An 18356-nucleotide genomic window follows, 5' to 3' on the forward strand; every position below is an offset into this window, starting at 1 on the left:
GCGGGATTAGTTTAATGGTAAAACAGCAGATTTCCAATCTTCGGTCAAGAGTTCGATTCTCTTATCCCGCTCCAGTATTTGCAGCATTAGATTTCGCCCATGTGGCTCAGTGGTAGAGCACTCCCTTGGTAAGGGAGAGGTCGGCAGTTCGATCCTGCCCATGGGCACCATGTTTGGTTTATTAATTGTGTATTTGTGATTTTGGTTTAAGAGTTAACTAAAGGCAGACAAAAAATGGCAAAAGAAAAGTTCGAGCGGACAAAACCGCACGTAAACGTAGGCACTATCGGTCACGTTGACCACGGTAAGACTACCTTGACAGCAGCAATTGCAACCGTGCTCTCAAAGCAATTCGGTGGCGAAGCAAAAGCATACGATCAGATCGATGCTGCTCCTGAAGAAAAGGCCCGTGGTATTACGATTAATACTGCGCACGTTGAGTATGAGACTGCTAACCGTCACTACGCGCACGTTGATTGCCCAGGACATGCTGACTATGTGAAGAACATGATTACTGGTGCTGCCCAGATGGACGGCGCTATTTTGGTGTGCTCTGCAGCAGATGGCCCAATGCCCCAAACCCGTGAGCACATCCTCTTGGCACGCCAAGTCGGTGTTCCTTACATCGTCGTGTTTTTAAACAAGTGCGATATGGTGGACGATGCTGAATTGCTCGAGTTAGTCGAAATGGAAGTGCGTGAGCTTTTGTCTAAGTATGACTTCCCAGGCGATGACACCCCAATTATTCAAGGCTCTGCAAAGTTAGCCCTTGAAGGCGACGAAGGCCCAATGGGTAAAGAAGCCATTATGAAATTGGCTGATGCTTTAGATACGTATATCCCTACTCCAGAGCGCGCGATTGATGGTGCCTTCTTGATGCCAGTAGAAGATGTGTTCTCGATCTCTGGTCGCGGTACTGTAGTGACCGGTCGTATCGAGCGCGGTGTTGTTAAGGTGGGTGAAGAGATCGAAATTATCGGTATCAAACCCACTTTGAAGACCACTTGTACTGGTGTGGAAATGTTCCGCAAATTGCTCGACCAAGGACAAGCTGGCGATAACGTCGGTATCTTGTTACGCGGCACTAAACGGGAAGAAGTGGAGCGTGGCCAAGTATTGGCCAAACCAGGTTCCATTACCCCCCATACACACTTTACAGCCGAGGTGTATATCTTGGGTAAAGATGAAGGTGGTCGTCATACGCCATTCTTTAACAACTATCGTCCCCAGTTTTACTTCCGTACTACAGACGTAACAGGGTCAATCGAGTTGCCAAAAGACAAAGAAATGGTAATGCCAGGTGATAACGTCACGATTACCGTCAAACTCATCGCGCCAATTGCGATGGAAGAAGGTTTACGTTTTGCAATCCGTGAGGGTGGCCGTACCGTTGGCGCCGGCGTGGTTGCAAAGATTTTGGCTTAGTAGTTAGTTGCAATGAGTTTTTATAAAGGGGTGTAGCTCAATTGGCAGAGCGTTGGTCTCCAAAACCAAAGGTTGGGGGTTCGATGCCCTCCGCCCCTGCCACGATTTGAACTGAAAGCAATATGTCACAACAAACAGTAAGTCAATCTGAAGAAAAGAGTAGCTGGGTCTCCGGACTCGCTGCTTTAATCGTCGTTGCTGCGTTGGTGCTCTATTACACGCTGGCCGACCAATCTTTATGGTTGCGTTTGGCTGTCTTGTTTGGCGGCATTGCTGCAGCAGTTTTAATTGTGGCGATTTCACCGGATGGGCGTCGTTTTATTGCCTATGCAAAAGATTCTTGGTATGAAGTAAAAAAGGTTGTTTGGCCAAGTCGTAAAGAGACGAACCAGATGACTCTGGTCGTATTTGGCTTTGTTCTGATCATGTCCCTGTTTCTATGGCTTGCAGACAAATTGATTGAATGGCTAGTTTTTTCAGTCTTCTTAGGCTGGAAGTGAGTAAGAAAAAATGACTGATTCCGAATTGGCCGTAAACCCACAAGCTACCGGCAGCATGCGCTGGTACGTTATTCATGCTTATTCCGGAATGGAAAAAAGTGTCAAAAAGGGCCTTGAAGAGCGTATTGCACGCTCAGGCATGCCTGAAAAATTTGGCCGTATTTTGGTACCCTCCGAAGAAGTTGTGGAAATCAAATCCGGCACAAAAACAGTCACTGAGCGTCGTTTTTTCCCAGGATACGTCCTGATTGAGATGGAAATGACCGATGAGAGCTGGCATTTGGTGAAAAATACGCCAAAAGTGACCGGTTTTGTCGGCGGCGTGCGTAATCGTCCAAGCCCTATTTCTACGGCTGAAGTGGCAAAAATCATGGATCAAATGCAGGCGGGGGTTGATAAACCCAAGCCTAAGACCCTATTTGAGGTTGGTGAGATTGTGCGCGTTAAAGAAGGTCCATTTATTGATTTCAACGGAAATATTGAAGAAGTCAATTATGAGAAGTCAAGATTACGCGTTTCTGTTACAATATTTGGTCGCGGTACCCCAGTTGAACTGGAGTTCGGCCAAGTAGAAAAGATGTAAAAACAAGGACTTAGTCCTGGTTTCAGAAGTTAGCAGTGAAGAGGTTAGTAATAACCGAGGAGCGGCGCTAGAAAGCCAAAAACTAGCAAAGCGTTTACTCAACAGCGGTCTTTCCTTATATGGTTAGGCGCGCTTTCAGGAGCAACACATGGCAAAGAAGATTATTGGCTTTATTAAACTGCAGATACCTGCAGGTAAAGCAAATCCATCACCACCCGTAGGTCCAGCATTGGGTCAACGCGGCCTTAACATTATGGAATTCTGTAAGGCGTTCAATGCTCAAACTCAGAGCATGGAGCCAGGTCTACCAATTCCAGTTGTGATTACAGCTTTCGCCGATAAGAGCTTCACGTTCATCATGAAGACTCCTCCGGCAACCATCATGATTAAGAAGGCTGCGAAGATCGAAAAAGGATCTCCACGTCCGCATACCGACAAGGTAGGAAAAATTACTCGTGCTCAAGCAGAAGAAATCGCTAAAGCAAAAATGCCAGACTTGACAGCAGCTGATATGGACGCAGCTGTCAGAACTATCGCTGGTAGCGCCCGCTCCATGGGCATCACAGTGGAAGGTCTCTAATCATGACTAAGTTATCTAAACGCGTTAAAGCGATGCAATCTAAAGTTGATCGCAACAAATTCTATTCATTAGACGATGCATTGAACCTCGTTAAAGAGTGTGCAACCGCCAAGTTTGATGAGTCTATCGACGTTGCTGTTCAGTTGGGTATTGATGCTAAGAAATCTGACCAAGTTGTGCGTGGCGCAGTAGTGCTCCCAGCTGGTACAGGTAAGCATGTTCGTGTAGCGGTTTTTGCTCAAGGCGAGAAGGCTGAGCAAGCTAAAGCCGCTGGCGCAGAAATCGTAGGCATGGAAGAGCTTGCCGAACAAATTAAAGGCGGCAAAATTGATTTCGATATTTTGATCGCATCTCCTGACACCATGAAAATTGTGGGTACCTTAGGTCAAGTATTGGGCCCACGGGGTTTGATGCCAAATCCAAAAGTAGGAACAGTGACTCCTGACGTCGCTACTGCAGTGAAAAATGCAAAAGCAGGTCAAGTTCAGTTCCGCGTTGACAAGGCCGGTATCGTGCACGCAAGTATTGGCCGTCGTTCATTCGAGCCAACTGCATTGAAATCGAACTTACTCGCATTGCTTGAGGCCTTGAATAAAGCAAGACCTCCTGCATCTAAGGGAATTTATTTAAAGAAGGTTGCCGTAAGCAGCACTATGGGTGCAGGCGTACGTGTGGACCAAGCATCGTTACAGGCAGCTGCTTAAAGCTTGTAACAAAAAAGAACTTTGGGTCGACTCCTGCTCTTTGGGCGGGAGTCGAACATCAAAGACCGTTGGCGAATTAGTTGCTTGTAAAGAGTTAATTCTTAATCCTTACGAAAGTAATGGCCAGCGCAGATGGCGACCCTGAAAAGATTTTCACAAGAGTTTTTGTGAACAAATGATCAGACGCTGGTGTGTAACCCCAACTGGAAACAGTTGGTTTTTATGGAGTTAAACCGTGCCTTTGAATGTACAAGACAAAAAAGCGATTGTTGCTGTTGTCGGCGCTCAATTGGCTGGAGCCCAAACTGTCGTGCTCGCTGAATACCGTGGTATTCCAGTAGAGCAGTTGACAAAGCTACGTGCTAGCGCACGTGACCAAGGTGTCTATCTTCGCGTTTTGAAGAACACATTGGCACGTCGTGCTGCACAAGGCACACAGTTTGAGCCCCTAGCTGATTCGATGGTTGGCCCCTTGATCTATGGCATCTCTGCTGATCCGATTGCTTCCGCAAAAGTATTGCAGAACTTTGCTAAGACTCAAGACAAGCTAGTTATTACTGCCGGCTTATATAACGGCAAGCTGTTAGATGTAGCGGGCGTTAAATCCCTTGCGTCTATTCCAAGCCGCGATGAGTTGTTATCGCAGTTGTTGGGTGTGATGTTGGCCCCAGTTTCTGCAATGGCTCGCGTATTGGGCGCAGTAGCAGCACAAAAGGCAGCAGGAGCACCCGCTCCAGTTGCGGCACCTGTAGCCGAAGTTGCTGAAGTTGTAGCAGCCCCAGCTGAGGTAGTTGCTGAAACAGCCGCTCCACAAGCAAGTGCAGAGCCTGCAGCCGCAGCCCCAGAAGCTGGAACAGAAGCAAACGAAACCCCTGCCGCTGAATAAGCGACAGATTAACTATTTAAGTATTAGGAGCTAAAAATGGCGATTACTAAAGAAGAAATCATTGAAGCAGTAGGTAGCATGTCCGTTATGGATTTGAACGATTTGGTTAAAGCGTTCGAAGAGAAGTTTGGCGTTTCAGCTGCAGCCATGGCTGTTGCTGGTCCTGCTGGTGCTGGCGGTGGCGGAGCTGCTGCTGAAGAGCAAACAGAATTCACTGTGAACTTGCTCGAAGCTGGTGCAAACAAAGTTTCAGTAATTAAGGCAGTTCGCGAAATTACTGGCCTTGGTTTGAAAGAAGCTAAAGACTTGGTTGATGGCGCACCGAAGCCAATCAAAGAAGCTGTAGACAAGAAGACAGCTGAAGAAGCCAAGAAAAAGCTTGATGACGCTGGCGCTAAGTCAGAAATTAAGTAATACAAAACTCAGCTAGCGCTTCTCAAAAAGGAGCGTTAGCCATGTTGGGTTTGACCATTAGTGGTCAAACCCGATTTCATTTCTGATTGAAATCGGGTTTGCCTTCTGATACGACTGCAGAATGCAAGTTTGGTCGGACACTAGATCTTAAGGATTTAGTGTTGTCCGCCAGTGATTGGTAGTGGCCAATCGCCAAATCTTTGTACAGTCGCTGAATTCGGAGATGAAATGAACTATAGCTTCACCGAACGCAAGCGAGTCCGTAAAAGCTTTGCTAAGCGAGTCAATAACCACCAGGTTCCGTACCTGATCGCAACGCAGCTGGAATCCTACGCTAAATTTTTACAGGCTGATAAGCCGGCAATGTCTCGTCTTACTGAGGGACTTCAAGCTGCCTTTACATCAGCATTCCCAATTGTGTCTAACAACGGCTATGCACGTATGGAATACGTGTCTTACCAGTTATCACAACCACCGTTTGACGTCAAAGAATGTCAACAACGTGGTTACACATACCACTCTGCCTTACGCGCAAAAGTTCGCTTGATTATTTATGATCGCGAAGCGCCTACTAAGGTTAAAGAAGTAAAAGAGAGCGAAGTCTACATGGGTGAAATTCCACTCATGACTGAAAATGGCTCTTTTGTGATCAACGGCACTGAGCGCGTCATCGTTTCTCAGTTACACCGTTCCCCAGGCGTGTTCTTCGAGCACGATAAGGGCAAAACCCACAGTTCCGGTAAGTTGCTGTTCTCTGCACGCATCATTCCTTACCGTGGTTCATGGCTCGATTTCGAGTTTGATCCAAAAGATATTCTGTATTTCCGCGTTGACCGTCGTCGTAAGATGCCTGTCACCATTTTGCTCAAAGCAATTGGCCTAAACAACGAACAGATTCTTGCAAACTTCTTCAATTTTGATCATTTTGCCTTGACCGCGAATGGCGCTTCTATGGAATTTGTTCCAGAGCGTTTGCGTGGCCAATTGGCTAACTTTGATGTGCTCGACAAGAATGGCGTAGTTGTCATTCAAAAAGACAAGCGCATCAATGCTAAGCATATTCGTGAACTCGAAGCTGCTAAAACAAAAACAATCGCTGTACCAGACGACTATTTAGTTGGTCGTGTGGTTGCACGCAATATTGTTGATCCAGATTCTGGTGAAATCTTGGCTTATGCCAACGATGAAATCACTGAAGAGTTGCTGGCTACATTGCGCGATGCTGGTATCAAGCAACTGGAAACCATTTACACCAATGATTTAGATTCAGGCGCTTATATTTCTCAGACATTACGTACTGATGAAACTGCCGATCAGATGGCTGCTCGTATCGCTATCTATCGCATGATGCGTCCTGGCGAGCCGCCAACAGAAGATGCCGTTGAAGCCTTGTTCCAACGCTTGTTCTACAACGAAGATAGCTACGATTTATCCCGCGTTGGGCGTATGAAGGTGAATAGCCGTCTCGGCCGCGCTGAGATGGAAGGCCTCATGGTCTTGTCTAACGAAGATATTCTTGACACTATTAAGTTGCTCGTAGATTTGCGTAATGGTAAGGGCGAAGTAGACGATATCGATCACTTAGGTAATCGCCGTGTACGTTGCGTTGGCGAATTGGCTGAAAACCAATTCCGTGCTGGTTTATCACGTGTTGAGCGTGCGGTTAAAGAACGTCTCGGTCAAGCCGAAACTGAAAACCTCATGCCACATGACTTGATTAACAGTAAGCCAATCTCTTCTGCAATTCGTGAGTTTTTCGGTTCTTCACAGTTGTCCCAGTTTATGGACCAAACCAACCCACTCTCAGAAATCACGCACAAGCGTCGTATTTCTGCATTGGGACCTGGTGGTTTGACTCGCGAGCGCGCAGGCTTTGAAGTGCGTGACGTGCACCCAACCCACTACGGACGTGTTTGCCCAATCGAAACTCCAGAAGGACCAAACATTGGTTTGATCAACTCACTCGCCTTATTTGCACGTTTGAATGAGCATGGTTTCCTTGAGACGCCATATCGTAAGGTTGCTAATAGCAAGGTAAGCGATGAAGTGGTTTACCTCTCAGCAATTGAAGAAGCGAAGTACGTGATTGCTCAGGCCAATGCAACAATTGACAAGAATGGTAAGTTGGCTGATGAGTTAGTTTCTGCTCGCCAAGCTGGTGAAACCATGATGGTGAGCCCAGAGCGCATCGATTTCATCGACGTTGCTCCTAGCCAGATCGTTTCAGCGGCTGCTTCGCTTGTACCATTCTTAGAGCACGATGATGCGAACCGCGCCTTGATGGGTGCGAATATGCAGCGTCAAGCAGTTCCTTGTTTGCGTCCAGATAAGCCATTGGTTGGTACGGGTTTAGAACGTATTGTTGCAGTTGACTCCGGTACTGTTGTATTAGCTAACCGCGGCGGTATCGTGGACTACGTTGATGCAAACCGTGTTGTGATTCGTGTGAATGATGACGAAACCGCGGCTGGTGAAGTTGGTGTGGATATTTATAACCTCATCAAGTACACCCGTTCAAACCAAAATACCAATATTAATCAGCGCCCAATCGTTCAGGTTGGCGATCGGGTTGCACGTGGTGACGTAGTTGGCGACGGTGCATCTACTGATTTAGGTGAATTGGCCTTAGGTCAAAATATGACCGTAGCATTTATGCCATGGAACGGCTACAACTTCGAAGATTCCATCTTGATCTCTGAGAAAATTGTTGCCGACGATCGTTACACCTCAATCCATATTGAAGAGTTATCGGTTGTTGCTCGTGATACCAAGCTTGGTTCAGAAGAAATTACTCGCGATATCTCCAATTTGGCAGAGTCACAACTCTCCCGTTTGGATGAGAGCGGTATTGTTTATATCGGAGCCGAAGTTGAAGCTGGTGACGTATTGGTTGGTAAGGTAACTCCAAAGGGTGAGACGACGCTCACTCCTGAAGAGAAGCTCCTCCGTGCGATCTTCGGTGAAAAAGCGTCTGATGTTAAAGATACTTCTTTGCGTGTACCTTCCGGAATGATTGGTACCGTTATCGATGTTCAAGTCTTCACCCGTGAAGGTATTGAGCGCGATGCTCGTGCACAGGCAATTATTCAAGAAGAATTACAACGCTATCGTTTGGACTTAAATGACCAGTTGCGGATTGTTGAGGGCGATGCCTTCATGCGTTTAGAAAAGATGTTGATCGGTAAAGTTGTCAATGGCGGTCCTAAGAAATTAGCTAAAGGCAGCAAAATCGACAAGGATTACCTTGCCGATTTAGATAAATTCCATTGGTTTGATATTCGTCCAGCGGATGATGAGGTTGCCTCACAAGTCGAAGCAATCAAGTCTTCTATAGAAGCGAAACGTAAACAGTTTGACGAAGCTTTTGAAGAGAAGCGCACTAAGCTTACCCAAGGCGATGATTTGCAGCCTGGCGTAACGAAGATGGTTAAGGTGTATTTGGCAGTGAAGCGTCGCCTGCAACCTGGTGACAAGATGGCCGGACGTCACGGTAACAAAGGGGTGGTTTCTAAAATCGCTCCTGCAGAAGACATGCCATTTATGGCTGACGGACGCCCTGTTGACATCGTCTTGAACCCATTGGGTGTTCCTTCTCGTATGAACGTAGGCCAAATCTTGGAAACCCACTTAGGTTGGGCAGCTCAAGGTATTGGTAAGCGTATTGATGAGATGGTTCGTGAACAGGCTAAGCAAGCTGAACTGCGTAAGTTCTTGAAGCAGCTTTACAACGAGACTGGCCGCATTGAAGACATCGATAATTTCACTGATGAGCAGATCACAGTTTTGGCTGAGAATCTCCGCCAAGGCTTGCCATTTGCAACCCCAGTATTTGACGGTGCTACAGAGGCAGAAATCAGTCGCATGCTCGAGTTGGCTTATCCAGAAGATGTAGCTAAATCTTTGAAGATGACCCCATCACGTCAGCAAATGATTCTGTGTGACGGCCGAACTGGTGATCAGTTTGAGCGTCCAGTGACTGTTGGCGTAATGCACGTCTTGAAACTCCACCATTTGGTTGACGACAAGATGCACGCACGTTCTACCGGACCTTACTCATTAGTAACGCAACAACCATTGGGTGGTAAAGCTCAGTTTGGTGGTCAGCGCTTTGGTGAGATGGAAGTTTGGGCCCTCGAAGCATACGGTGCTTCATATGTCTTGCAGGAAATGCTGACAGTGAAGTCCGATGACGTCGCAGGCCGTACCAAGGTTTACGAAAACATCGTCAAGGGTGAGCACACGATTGATGCTGGCATGCCCGAATCGTTCAACGTACTGGTAAAAGAAATCCGTTCGTTGGGTATTGACATTGACATGGAGCGCAACTGATATGAAAGCATTGCTCGATTTATTTAAGCAGACACAGGGCGAAGAGCAGTTTGATGTCATCAAAATTGGTCTCGCATCTCCTGAGAAAATTCGCTCATGGTCTTTTGGTGAAGTACGCAAACCAGAAACCATAAACTATCGGACTTTTAAGCCCGAGCGCGATGGTTTGTTCTGCGCCAAGATTTTTGGACCAACCAAAGACTACGAGTGCTTATGCGGTAAGTACAAGCGCTTAAAGTTCCGTGGAGTTATCTGCGAGAAGTGCGGTGTTGAAGTTACTCTCGCTAAGGTACGTCGTGAGCGCATGGGCCACATTGAGTTGGCAGCCCCTGTAGCGCACATCTGGTTCTTGAAGTCCTTGCCATCCCGTTTGGGTATGGTTCTCGATATGACATTGCGTGATATCGAGCGCGTTCTCTACTTTGAGGCATATGTAGTGGTTGATCCTGGCATGACTCCTGAAGGCGCAATGAAGCGCGGTCAGATCATGTCTGAAGATGAATACATTGCTAAGACTGAAGAGTATGGTGATGGTGCATTCACTGCCATCATGGGCGCGGAAGGTATTCGTGATCTCCTGCGTTCGATTGATATCGATCGTGAAGTAGAAACCATTCGTGCCGACTTAAAAGCTACTGGCAGCGATGCCAAGATCAAAAAATACGCTAAGCGCTTAAAAGTGCTCGAGGCGTTCCAGACTTCAGGTATTAAGCCTGACTGGATGATCATGGAAGTATTGCCAGTGTTGCCACCTGAATTGCGCCCATTGGTGCCATTGGATGGCGGTCGCTTTGCTACCTCTGATTTGAACGACCTTTATCGTCGCGTAATTAACCGTAACAATCGTTTAAAGCGTTTGTTAGAGTTGCGCGCACCAGAGATCATCGTTCGTAACGAAAAACGGATGTTGCAAGAAGCGGTTGACTCATTGCTCGATAACGGTCGTCGTGGCAAGGCTATGACTGGCGCTAACAAGCGTCCTCTCAAGTCCTTGGCTGAGATGATTAAAGGTAAGAGCGGTCGTTTCCGTCAAAACTTGTTGGGTAAACGTGTTGACTACTCTGGTCGTTCAGTCATCGTGGTTGGCCCTACCTTGAAGTTACATCAGTGTGGCTTACCAAAATTGATGGCTTTGGAATTATTCAAGCCATTTATTTTCAACAAGCTCGAAACTTTGGGAATTGCAACCACCATCAAGGCTGCAAAGAAAGAGGTTGAAAGCCAGACGCCAATCGTTTGGGACATTCTCGAAGAAGTGATTCGTGAACATCCAATCATGTTGAATCGTGCGCCTACATTGCACCGTCTTGGTATTCAGGCTTTTGAGCCAATGCTGATTGAAGGTAAAGCAATCCAATTGCACCCATTAGTCTGCGCAGCTTTTAATGCCGACTTTGACGGTGACCAAATGGCAGTTCACGTTCCTTTGTCGCTCGAAGCGCAAATGGAAGCACGTACCTTGATGTTGGCTTCGAACAATGTATTGTTCCCAGCCAACGGCGAGCCATCAATCGTTCCTTCCCAGGACGTGGTGTTGGGTCTGTACTACGCTACCCGTGACAAGATCAACGGTAAGGGTGAAGGCATGGTCTTCGCTAACATTACCGAAGTAGTCCGTGCATACGAGGCTGGCCAAGTTGAATTGGCTTCCCGCGTTGCGGTGCGGATTACTGAGCATGAAATCGTAGACAAAAAAGCAGAGGGCGATGCCCGTTTTGCTGAAAAGACCTCGATTTATCAAACCTCAGTTGGCCGCGCAATTTTGTCTGAGATCTTGCCTAAAGGCATGACCTTTGAGGAAATTAACAAGCCTCTGAAGAAAAAAGAAATTTCTCGTTTGATCAATACTTCATTCCGTAAGTGTGGTCTGCGTGAAACCGTTATTTTTGCTGACCGCCTCTTACAGTCTGGTTTCCGCTTGGCGACTAATGCCGGTATCTCGGTTGCGATCGACGATATGCTGATTCCTAGCTCTAAAGAGCGCATCATCACTGAAGCTTCTAATAAGGTTAAAGAATATGACAAGCAGTTCATGTCAGGTCTTGTAACCAATCAAGAACGTTATAACAACGTAGTTGATATTTGGGGTGCCGCTGGTGACCAGGTTGGTAAGGCAATGATGGACGAGCTGTCACATGTTGACGTGATCGATCGTAACGGTAAAACAGTGCGTCAAGAATCGTTTAACTCCATTTACATGATGGCGGATTCTGGTGCACGTGGATCTGCAGCGCAGATTCGTCAGTTAGCTGGTATGCGTGGTTTGATGGCTAAGCCTGATGGCTCCATCATTGAAACCCCAATTACAGCGAATTTCCGTGAAGGTTTGAATGTATTGCAGTACTTCATCTCAACCCACGGTGCTCGTAAAGGTTTGGCCGATACTGCGCTCAAGACTGCTAACTCAGGTTACTTGACACGTCGTTTGTGTGACGTTACTCAAGATCTCGTCGTGATCGAAGATGATTGTGGAGCAACTTCTGGTGTAACCATGAAGGCGCTGGTTGAGGGCGGCGAAATTATCGAAGCATTGCGTGACCGTATCTTGGGTCGTGTGTGTATCGATGATGTCGTTCACCCAGACACGCAGGAAGTCATCGTTCCTCATGACACCTTGCTCGACGAAGATCATGTTGATCAAATCGTTGCCCTAGGTATTGATGAAGTGAAGGTCCGCACAGTATTGTCATGCTTAACCCGCTTTGGTTTGTGCGCTAAGTGCTATGGCCGTGATTTGGGTCGCGGTGGTTTGGTCAACGTTGGCGAAGCAGTAGGCGTGATTGCTGCTCAGTCTATCGGTGAGCCAGGCACACAGTTGACCATGCGTACCTTCCACATTGGTGGTGCGGCATCACGTGCTTTGGTTGCAAGTAATATTGAAGCCAAGTCAAATGGTGCGTTGAAGTTCTCTGGCACGATGCGTGTTGTGAAGAACGCGAAGGGCGAGCAGATCGTGATTTCACGTTCTGGCGAAGCTGTGATCGTGGATGACAATGGTCGTGAGCGCGAGCGTCATAAAGTACCTTACGGTGCCACTCTCTTGCTAAAAGAAGATGCAGCAGTCAAGGCCGGCGCAAGCTTGGCGACATGGGATCCATTAACTCGTCCAATCATTTCTGAATACGCTGGTATCGCCCGCTTCGACAACGTTGAAGAAGGTGTGACAGTAGCTAAGCAGGTTGATGAGGTAACTGGACTCTCTACCCTCGTGGTAATTGATGGTAAGCGCCGTAGCGCTGCTAGCAAGGGCGTTCGTCCATTCATTAATTTGATCGATGCCAAAGGCGAAGAAGTATTGATCGCTGGTACTGACCATCCAGTAAATATTGGCCTGCAAGTTGGCGCTTTGATTACTGTTAAAGATGGCCAGAAGGTTGAAGTCGGTGAAGTATTGGCGCGTATTCCAATCGAATCACAGAAGACTCGCGATATTACCGGTGGTTTGCCACGCGTTGCAGAATTGTTCGAAGCACGTTCACCAAAAGATGCCGCCGTCTTGGCTAAAGTAACTGGAACAGTTTCCTTCGGTAAAGAAACCAAAGGCAAACAGCGTCTGGTGATTACCGATATGGATGGTGAAGCAAATGAATTCTTGATTCCTAAAGAGAAGCAAGTTCTCGTTCATGACGGTCAAGTTGTGAACAAGGGCGAGATGATTGTGGAAGGCCCAGCCGATCCACACGATATCTTGACGCTTAGAGGTATTGAGGAGTTAGCTATATACATCGTGGACGAAGTTCAAGACGTTTACCGCTTGCAAGGCGTGAAGATTAATGACAAGCACATTGAAGTGATCGTGCGTCAAATGTTACGTCGCGTGCAAATTACTGATGGCGGCGATACCGCTTACATCACTGGTGAACAGGTTGAGCGTTCAAAACTCTACGATGCGAATGATTTAGTGATTGCTGCAGGTAAGCGCCCAGCTCAGTTCGAAAACGTCTTATTGGGTATTACCAAGGCATCCTTGTCGACAGATAGCTTCATTTCAGCGGCTTCTTTCCAAGAAACCACCCGTGTATTGACCGAAGCTGCAATTATGGGCAAGACCGATACACTCCGTGGCCTCAAGGAAAACGTCATTATTGGTCGCCTGATCCCTGCTGGTACTGGCTTGTCTTACCGCCGTGCACGTAAGGTCAGAGAGCAATTTGAGCGTGACCGCGCACAGATGATTGCTGCCGAGGAAGAAGCAATGGCCAATATGCCTATAGAGGTTGAGGCTGAAGTCGTTGCTCCTGCTGGGGAGGCTGATCCAAGCTAATTTGGTATTTCTGGCCAGAAATGGCCAGTTTTTTCCCCATTTGGTTGACGGAAAAGGCTGGTCAGGCTAGAATGCTGAGTTCTACTGATTCAGAAGAAGGTCTTTTTGACCTTGAAATCTCTAAGTCATTGATTTTCTTAAAGAAAGCAACAAAGAAGTACTAACCGAGCTATTTTATGCCAACAATTAATCAATTAATACGCAAGCCACGATCAAGGCTTACCGTTAAAAGCAAGAGCCCTGCGCTGCAAAACAGCCCGCAGCGCCGTGGTGTATGTACACGTGTGTACACAACCACTCCTAAAAAACCGAACTCTGCGCTGCGTAAAGTAGCCAAAGTTCGCCTAACCAATGGTTTTGAAGTCATTTCATACATTGGTGGTGAAGGCCATAACCTCCAGGAACACTCAGTAGTATTAATCCGCGGTGGTCGTGTAAAGGATTTACCGGGTGTGCGTTACCACATCGTTCGTGGCTCACTTGACTTGCAAGGTGTTAAAGACCGTAAGCAGTCACGTTCCAAGTACGGCGCTAAGCGCGCTAAGAAAGCTGCTTAAGGTTTAATAATTCAGTAGTTGAAGTTTTTGCAATAAGTTATTCGCAGTAAGAGTCAATTTTTGTCAGACTTAAAAGACAAGTAAGTGGTTGTTCCGTTTAGAAGTTGATGTATTTCAATTGATAAATAGTAGGACAACCGGAGCGGGTGATCCATGTGGGCCACCCCTAACTGAACTGAAGGAGTAGTTATGCCACGTCGTCGTGAAGTTCCCAAACGGGAAATTTTGCCGGATCCAAAATTCGGTAATGTAGAAGTCGCTAAATTCATGAACGTCCTGATGTTGGACGGCAAGAAATCGGTTGCAGAGCGTATCGTTTACGGTGCCTTTGATCACATCGAGAAAAAAGCAAACAAAGAGCCACTTGAAGTTTTTTCAACAGCCATGGGCAACGTTAAGCCAATGGTTGAGGTGAAGAGTCGTCGTGTTGGTGGTGCGAACTACCAGGTTCCTGTTGAAGTTCGTCCATCACGCCGTTCTGCTTTGGCAATGCGCTGGGTGCGCGAAGCTGCTAAAAAACGCGGTGAAAAATCCATGGCACAACGTTTGGCTAACGAATTATTAGAAGCTGCAGAAGGTCGCGGCGGAGCAATGAAGAAGCGTGAAGAAGTACACCGTATGGCAGAAGCTAATAAAGCTTTCTCACATTTCCGCTTCTAATTAAATAGCAAAGAAAAGGCACCAACAGTGGCACGTAAAACCCCAATCGATAGATACCGCAATATTGGTATCTCTGCGCATATTGACGCAGGTAAAACCACAACTACAGAACGTGTTTTGTTCTACACCGGTGTTAATCACAAAATTGGTGAAGTGCATGATGGCGCAGCTACTATGGACTGGATGGAGCAAGAGCAAGAACGTGGTATCACGATTACCTCTGCTGCTACCACTACCTTCTGGAAGGGTATGGCTGGTAATTTTGCTGAGCACCGCATCAATATTATTGATACCCCAGGACACGTAGACTTTACTATTGAAGTTGAACGTTCAATGCGCGTCCTTGATGGCGCTTGCATGGTTTATTGTGCGGTTGGTGGTGTGCAGCCACAATCTGAAACTGTTTGGCGTCAAGCGAACAAGTATCAAGTTCCCCGCCTAGCCTTCGTAAACAAGATGGACCGTACTGGCGCAAATTTCTTCAAGGTTTATGACCAAATGAAGATGCGTCTTAAAGCGAACCCTATCTTGATTCAAATTCCTATTGGCGCTGAAGAAAATTTTAAAGGCGTTGTTGACTTGGTCAAAATGAAAGCCATCTATTGGGATGAGGCTTCACAAGGTACTAAGTTCAGCTATGAAGAAATTCCTGCTGAGTTACAAGCATCTGCTGAAGAGTGGCGTGAAAAAATGCTTGAGGCTGCCGCAGAAAGCTCAGAAGAGTTGATGGAAAAGTACCTAGGCGGTGAAGCATTGACCGAAGAAGAAATTAAAGGTGCATTGCGTCAACGTACTATCGCCAATGAAATCGTGCCAATGTTGTGCGGAACGGCTTTCAAAAATAAGGGCGTTCAGGCAATGTTGGATGCAGTGGTTGAATTGTTGCCATCCCCATTAGATGTTCCTCCTGTTCCTTGCGAATTGGAAGATGGAACTCCTACAACCCGTAAAGCTGCTGATGATGAGAAATTCTCCGCATTGGCATTTAAGATCATGACTGACCCATTCGTTGGGCAGCTTATTTTCTTCCGTGTTTATTCGGGCGTCATGAAGTCTGGCGATACGATCTACAACCCTATTAAGGGCAAGAAAGAGCGTGTTGGTCGTTTGCTGCAAATGCATGCAAACCAACGAGAAGAAATTAAAGAAGTTCATGCGGGTGATATCGCTGCAGCAGTTGGCTTGAAGGATGCAACTACTGGTGAAACCTTATGCGATCCAGATAGCATTGTGATCCTGGAGCGCATGGTATTCCCAGAGCCAGTGATCTCACAGGCGGTTGAGCCTAAGACAAAGCCAGACCAAGAGAAAATGGGCCTTGCTTTGAATCGCTTGGCACAAGAAGATCCCTCTTTCCGTGTGAAGACTGATGAAGAATCAGGGCAGACGATTATTTCCGGTATGGGCGAGCTCCATTTAGAAATCTTGGTTGATCGTATGCGCCGTGAGTTTGGCGTTGAGGCAACGGTTGGTAAGCCACAAGTTGCCTACCGCGAAACGATTCGTAAAGTTTGCGAAGAGATCGAAGGCAAGTTTGTAAAGCAGTCCGGTGGACGCGGTCAATATGGCCACGTAGTTTTGAAGCTTGAGCCACAGGAACCAGGCAAAGGTTTTGAATTCATTGACGCTATTAAGGGCGGTGTAGTTCCACGTGAATACATCCCTGCAGTAGAAAAAGGAATCCGTGAAACATTGAACTCTGGTATTTTGGCTGGTTACCCAGTGGTTGATATCAAGGCAACATTGTTCTTCGGTTCATACCATGATGTTGACTCCAATGAAAACGCATTTAAGATGGCGGGTTCGATGGCATTCAAAGATGGTATGCGCAAAGCATCTCCAGTATTACTTGAGCCAATGATGGCCGTAGAAGTTGAAACACCAGAAGATTTCATGGGTAACGTAATGGGTGACCTCTCATCACGTCGCGGAATTTTGCAAGGTATGGATGACATTCCAGGCGGCGGAAAGATCGTACGCGCTGAGGTGCCACTGGCCGAGATGTTTGGTTACTCAACTGGCTTGCGCTCGTTGACCCAAGGTCGTGCTACCTACACCATGGAATTTAAGCATTACACAGAAGCACCTAAAAACGTAGCTGAAGCAGTCATGGCTGCTAAAGCGAAGTAATTTATCCACATTATTTTGAATATTGACTAGCTAAAGAAGGCAGACAAAAAATGGCAAAAGAAAAGTTCGAGCGGACAAAACCGCACGTAAACGTAGGCACTATCGGTCACGTTGACCACGGTAAGACTACCTTGACAGCAGCAATTGCAACCGTGCTCTCAAAGCAATTCGGTGGCGAAGCAAAAGCATACGATCAGATCGATGCTGCTCCTGAAGAAAAGGCCCGTGGTATTACGATTAATACTGCGCACGTTGAGTATGAGACTGCTAACCGTCACTACGCGCACGTTGATTGCCCAGGACATGCTGACTATGTGAAGAACATGATTACTGGTGCTGCCCAGATGGACGGCGCTATTTTGGTGTGCTCTGCAGCAGATGGCCCAATGCCCCAAACCCGTGAGCACATCCTCTTGGCACGCCAAGTCGGTGTTCCTTACATCGTCGTGTTTTTAAACAAGTGCGATATGGTGGACGATGCTGAATTGCTCGAGTTAGTCGAAATGGAAGTGCGTGAGCTTTTGTCTAAGTATGACTTCCCAGGCGATGACACCCCAATTATTCAAGGCTCTGCAAAGTTAGCCCTTGAAGGCGACGAAGGCCCAATGGGTAAAGAAGCCATTATGAAATTGGCTGATGCTTTAGATACGTATATCCCTACTCCAGAGCGCGCGATTGATGGTGCCTTCTTGATGCCAGTAGAAGATGTGTTCTCGATCTCTGGTCGCGGTACTGTAGTGACCGGTCGTATCGAGCGCGGTGTTGTTAAGGTGGGTGAAGAGATCGAAATTATCGGTATCAAACCCACTTTGAAGACCACTTGTACTGGTGTGGAAATGTTCCGCAAATTGCTCGACCAAGGACAAGCTGGCGATAACGTCGGTATCTTGTTACGCGGCACTAAACGGGAAGAAGTGGAGCGTGGCCAAGTATTGGCCAAACCAGGTTCCATTACCCCCCATACACACTTTACAGCCGAGGTGTATATCTTGGGTAAAGATGAAGGTGGTCGTCATACGCCATTCTTTAACAACTATCGTCCCCAGTTTTACTTCCGTACTACAGACGTAACAGGGTCAATCGAGTTGCCAAAAGACAAAGAAATGGTAATGCCAGGTGATAACGTCACGATTACCGTCAAACTCATCGCGCCAATTGCGATGGAAGAAGGTTTACGTTTTGCAATCCGTGAGGGTGGCCGTACCGTTGGCGCCGGCGTGGTTGCAAAGATTTTGGCTTAAGTGGTAGGTAGTAACTAGTAATTATAATTAGCGGTTTGCTAACCGGTGACATCAGTGCTGCTGACGTCACCGTGCTCTTTAGA

12 protein-coding genes, 3 tRNA genes and 1 pseudogene are annotated in these 18356 nt (G+C 47.0%); all 16 read left to right on the top strand.

The window, feature by feature from the left end:
- The 16 genes and pseudogenes from ICN45_RS06730 to tuf (ICN45_RS06805) all read left to right on the top strand — a co-directional run bounded on the left by ICN45_RS06730 (position 1) and on the right by tuf (ICN45_RS06805) (position 18273).
- Positions 1–74 (top strand) — tRNA-Gly (locus ICN45_RS06730).
- A 21-nt stretch (positions 75–95) separates the two neighbouring features.
- A tRNA-Thr gene (locus ICN45_RS06735) sits at positions 96–170 on the top strand.
- Between the two features lie 64 nt (positions 171–234).
- Entirely contained in the window at positions 235–1425 is a 1191-nt protein-coding gene (gene tuf, locus ICN45_RS06740) for an elongation factor Tu (protein WP_216174734.1), read from the top strand.
- A gap of 26 nt (positions 1426–1451) precedes the next feature.
- A tRNA-Trp gene (locus ICN45_RS06745) sits at positions 1452–1527 on the top strand.
- Between the two features lie 20 nt (positions 1528–1547).
- On the top strand, positions 1548–1925 hold the full coding sequence (secE, locus tag ICN45_RS06750) for a preprotein translocase subunit SecE (protein WP_216174736.1): 378 nt from the start codon (positions 1548–1550) through the stop codon (positions 1923–1925).
- Positions 1926–1935: 10 nt separating this feature from the next.
- Positions 1936–2508: a transcription termination/antitermination protein NusG gene (nusG, locus tag ICN45_RS06755; protein WP_255531114.1), complete on the top strand. Its 573-nt coding sequence runs from the start codon at positions 1936–1938 to the stop codon at positions 2506–2508.
- Positions 2509–2656: 148 nt separating this feature from the next.
- Positions 2657–3088 carry a 50S ribosomal protein L11 gene (rplK, locus tag ICN45_RS06760; RefSeq protein WP_011901890.1) on the top strand — a complete coding sequence of 144 codons (432 nt, stop codon included), beginning with the start codon at positions 2657–2659 and terminating at the stop codon, positions 3086–3088.
- 2 nt (positions 3089–3090) lie between these two features.
- Positions 3091–3792 (top strand): 50S ribosomal protein L1, encoded by a 702-nt coding sequence (gene rplA, locus ICN45_RS06765; RefSeq protein WP_216174738.1) that lies wholly within the window; start codon positions 3091–3093, stop codon positions 3790–3792.
- Positions 3793–4027: 235 nt separating this feature from the next.
- A pseudogene (gene rplJ / locus ICN45_RS06770) lies at positions 4028–4546 on the top strand (50S ribosomal protein L10); the annotation flags it as partial.
- Positions 4547–4714: 168 nt separating this feature from the next.
- Positions 4715–5092, top strand: a complete 378-nt coding sequence (rplL, locus tag ICN45_RS06775) for a 50S ribosomal protein L7/L12 (protein WP_216174742.1) — start codon at positions 4715–4717, stop codon at positions 5090–5092.
- A 228-nt stretch (positions 5093–5320) separates the two neighbouring features.
- Positions 5321–9421: a DNA-directed RNA polymerase subunit beta gene (gene rpoB / locus ICN45_RS06780; protein WP_216174744.1), complete on the top strand. Its 4101-nt coding sequence runs from the start codon at positions 5321–5323 to the stop codon at positions 9419–9421.
- A 1-nt stretch (position 9422) separates the two neighbouring features.
- Positions 9423–13685 (top strand): DNA-directed RNA polymerase subunit beta', encoded by a 4263-nt coding sequence (gene rpoC / locus ICN45_RS06785; protein WP_216175661.1) that lies wholly within the window; start codon positions 9423–9425, stop codon positions 13683–13685.
- 176 nt (positions 13686–13861) lie between these two features.
- On the top strand, positions 13862–14242 hold the full coding sequence (gene rpsL, locus ICN45_RS06790; protein ID WP_216174745.1) for a 30S ribosomal protein S12: 381 nt from the start codon (positions 13862–13864) through the stop codon (positions 14240–14242).
- 189 nt (positions 14243–14431) lie between these two features.
- Positions 14432–14902, top strand: a complete 471-nt coding sequence (gene rpsG / locus ICN45_RS06795) for a 30S ribosomal protein S7 (protein WP_015420229.1) — start codon at positions 14432–14434, stop codon at positions 14900–14902.
- Positions 14903–14929: 27 nt separating this feature from the next.
- Complete coding sequence (gene fusA, locus ICN45_RS06800) at positions 14930–17032, top strand: elongation factor G (protein ID WP_216174747.1); 2103 nt, start codon at positions 14930–14932, stop codon at positions 17030–17032.
- Positions 17033–17082: 50 nt separating this feature from the next.
- Positions 17083–18273 (top strand): elongation factor Tu, encoded by a 1191-nt coding sequence (gene tuf / locus ICN45_RS06805; protein WP_216174734.1) that lies wholly within the window; start codon positions 17083–17085, stop codon positions 18271–18273.
- The last annotated feature ends 83 nt before the right edge of the window (positions 18274–18356 follow it).

The organism is Polynucleobacter alcilacus (assembly GCF_018881545.1).
Lineage (GTDB): Bacteria > Pseudomonadota > Gammaproteobacteria > Burkholderiales > Burkholderiaceae > Polynucleobacter > Polynucleobacter alcilacus.

What these genes read in the sequence shown, in the direction of transcription:
- tuf (WP_216174734.1), top strand. Translation starts at nt 235, where the DNA reads ATGGCAAAAGAAAAGTTCGAGCGGACAAAACCGCACGTAAACGTAGGC.
- secE (WP_216174736.1), top strand. Translation starts at nt 1,548, where the DNA reads ATGTCACAACAAACAGTAAGTCAATCTGAAGAAAAGAGTAGCTGGGTC.
- nusG (WP_255531114.1), top strand. Translation starts at nt 1,936, where the DNA reads ATGACTGATTCCGAATTGGCCGTAAACCCACAAGCTACCGGCAGCATG.
- rplK (WP_011901890.1), top strand. Translation starts at nt 2,657, where the DNA reads ATGGCAAAGAAGATTATTGGCTTTATTAAACTGCAGATACCTGCAGGT.
- rplA (WP_216174738.1), top strand. Translation starts at nt 3,091, where the DNA reads ATGACTAAGTTATCTAAACGCGTTAAAGCGATGCAATCTAAAGTTGAT.
- rplL (WP_216174742.1), top strand. Translation starts at nt 4,715, where the DNA reads ATGGCGATTACTAAAGAAGAAATCATTGAAGCAGTAGGTAGCATGTCC.
- rpoB (WP_216174744.1), top strand. Translation starts at nt 5,321, where the DNA reads ATGAACTATAGCTTCACCGAACGCAAGCGAGTCCGTAAAAGCTTTGCT.
- rpoC (WP_216175661.1), top strand. Translation starts at nt 9,423, where the DNA reads ATGAAAGCATTGCTCGATTTATTTAAGCAGACACAGGGCGAAGAGCAG.
- rpsL (WP_216174745.1), top strand. Translation starts at nt 13,862, where the DNA reads ATGCCAACAATTAATCAATTAATACGCAAGCCACGATCAAGGCTTACC.
- rpsG (WP_015420229.1), top strand. Translation starts at nt 14,432, where the DNA reads ATGCCACGTCGTCGTGAAGTTCCCAAACGGGAAATTTTGCCGGATCCA.
- tuf (WP_216174734.1), top strand. Translation starts at nt 17,083, where the DNA reads ATGGCAAAAGAAAAGTTCGAGCGGACAAAACCGCACGTAAACGTAGGC.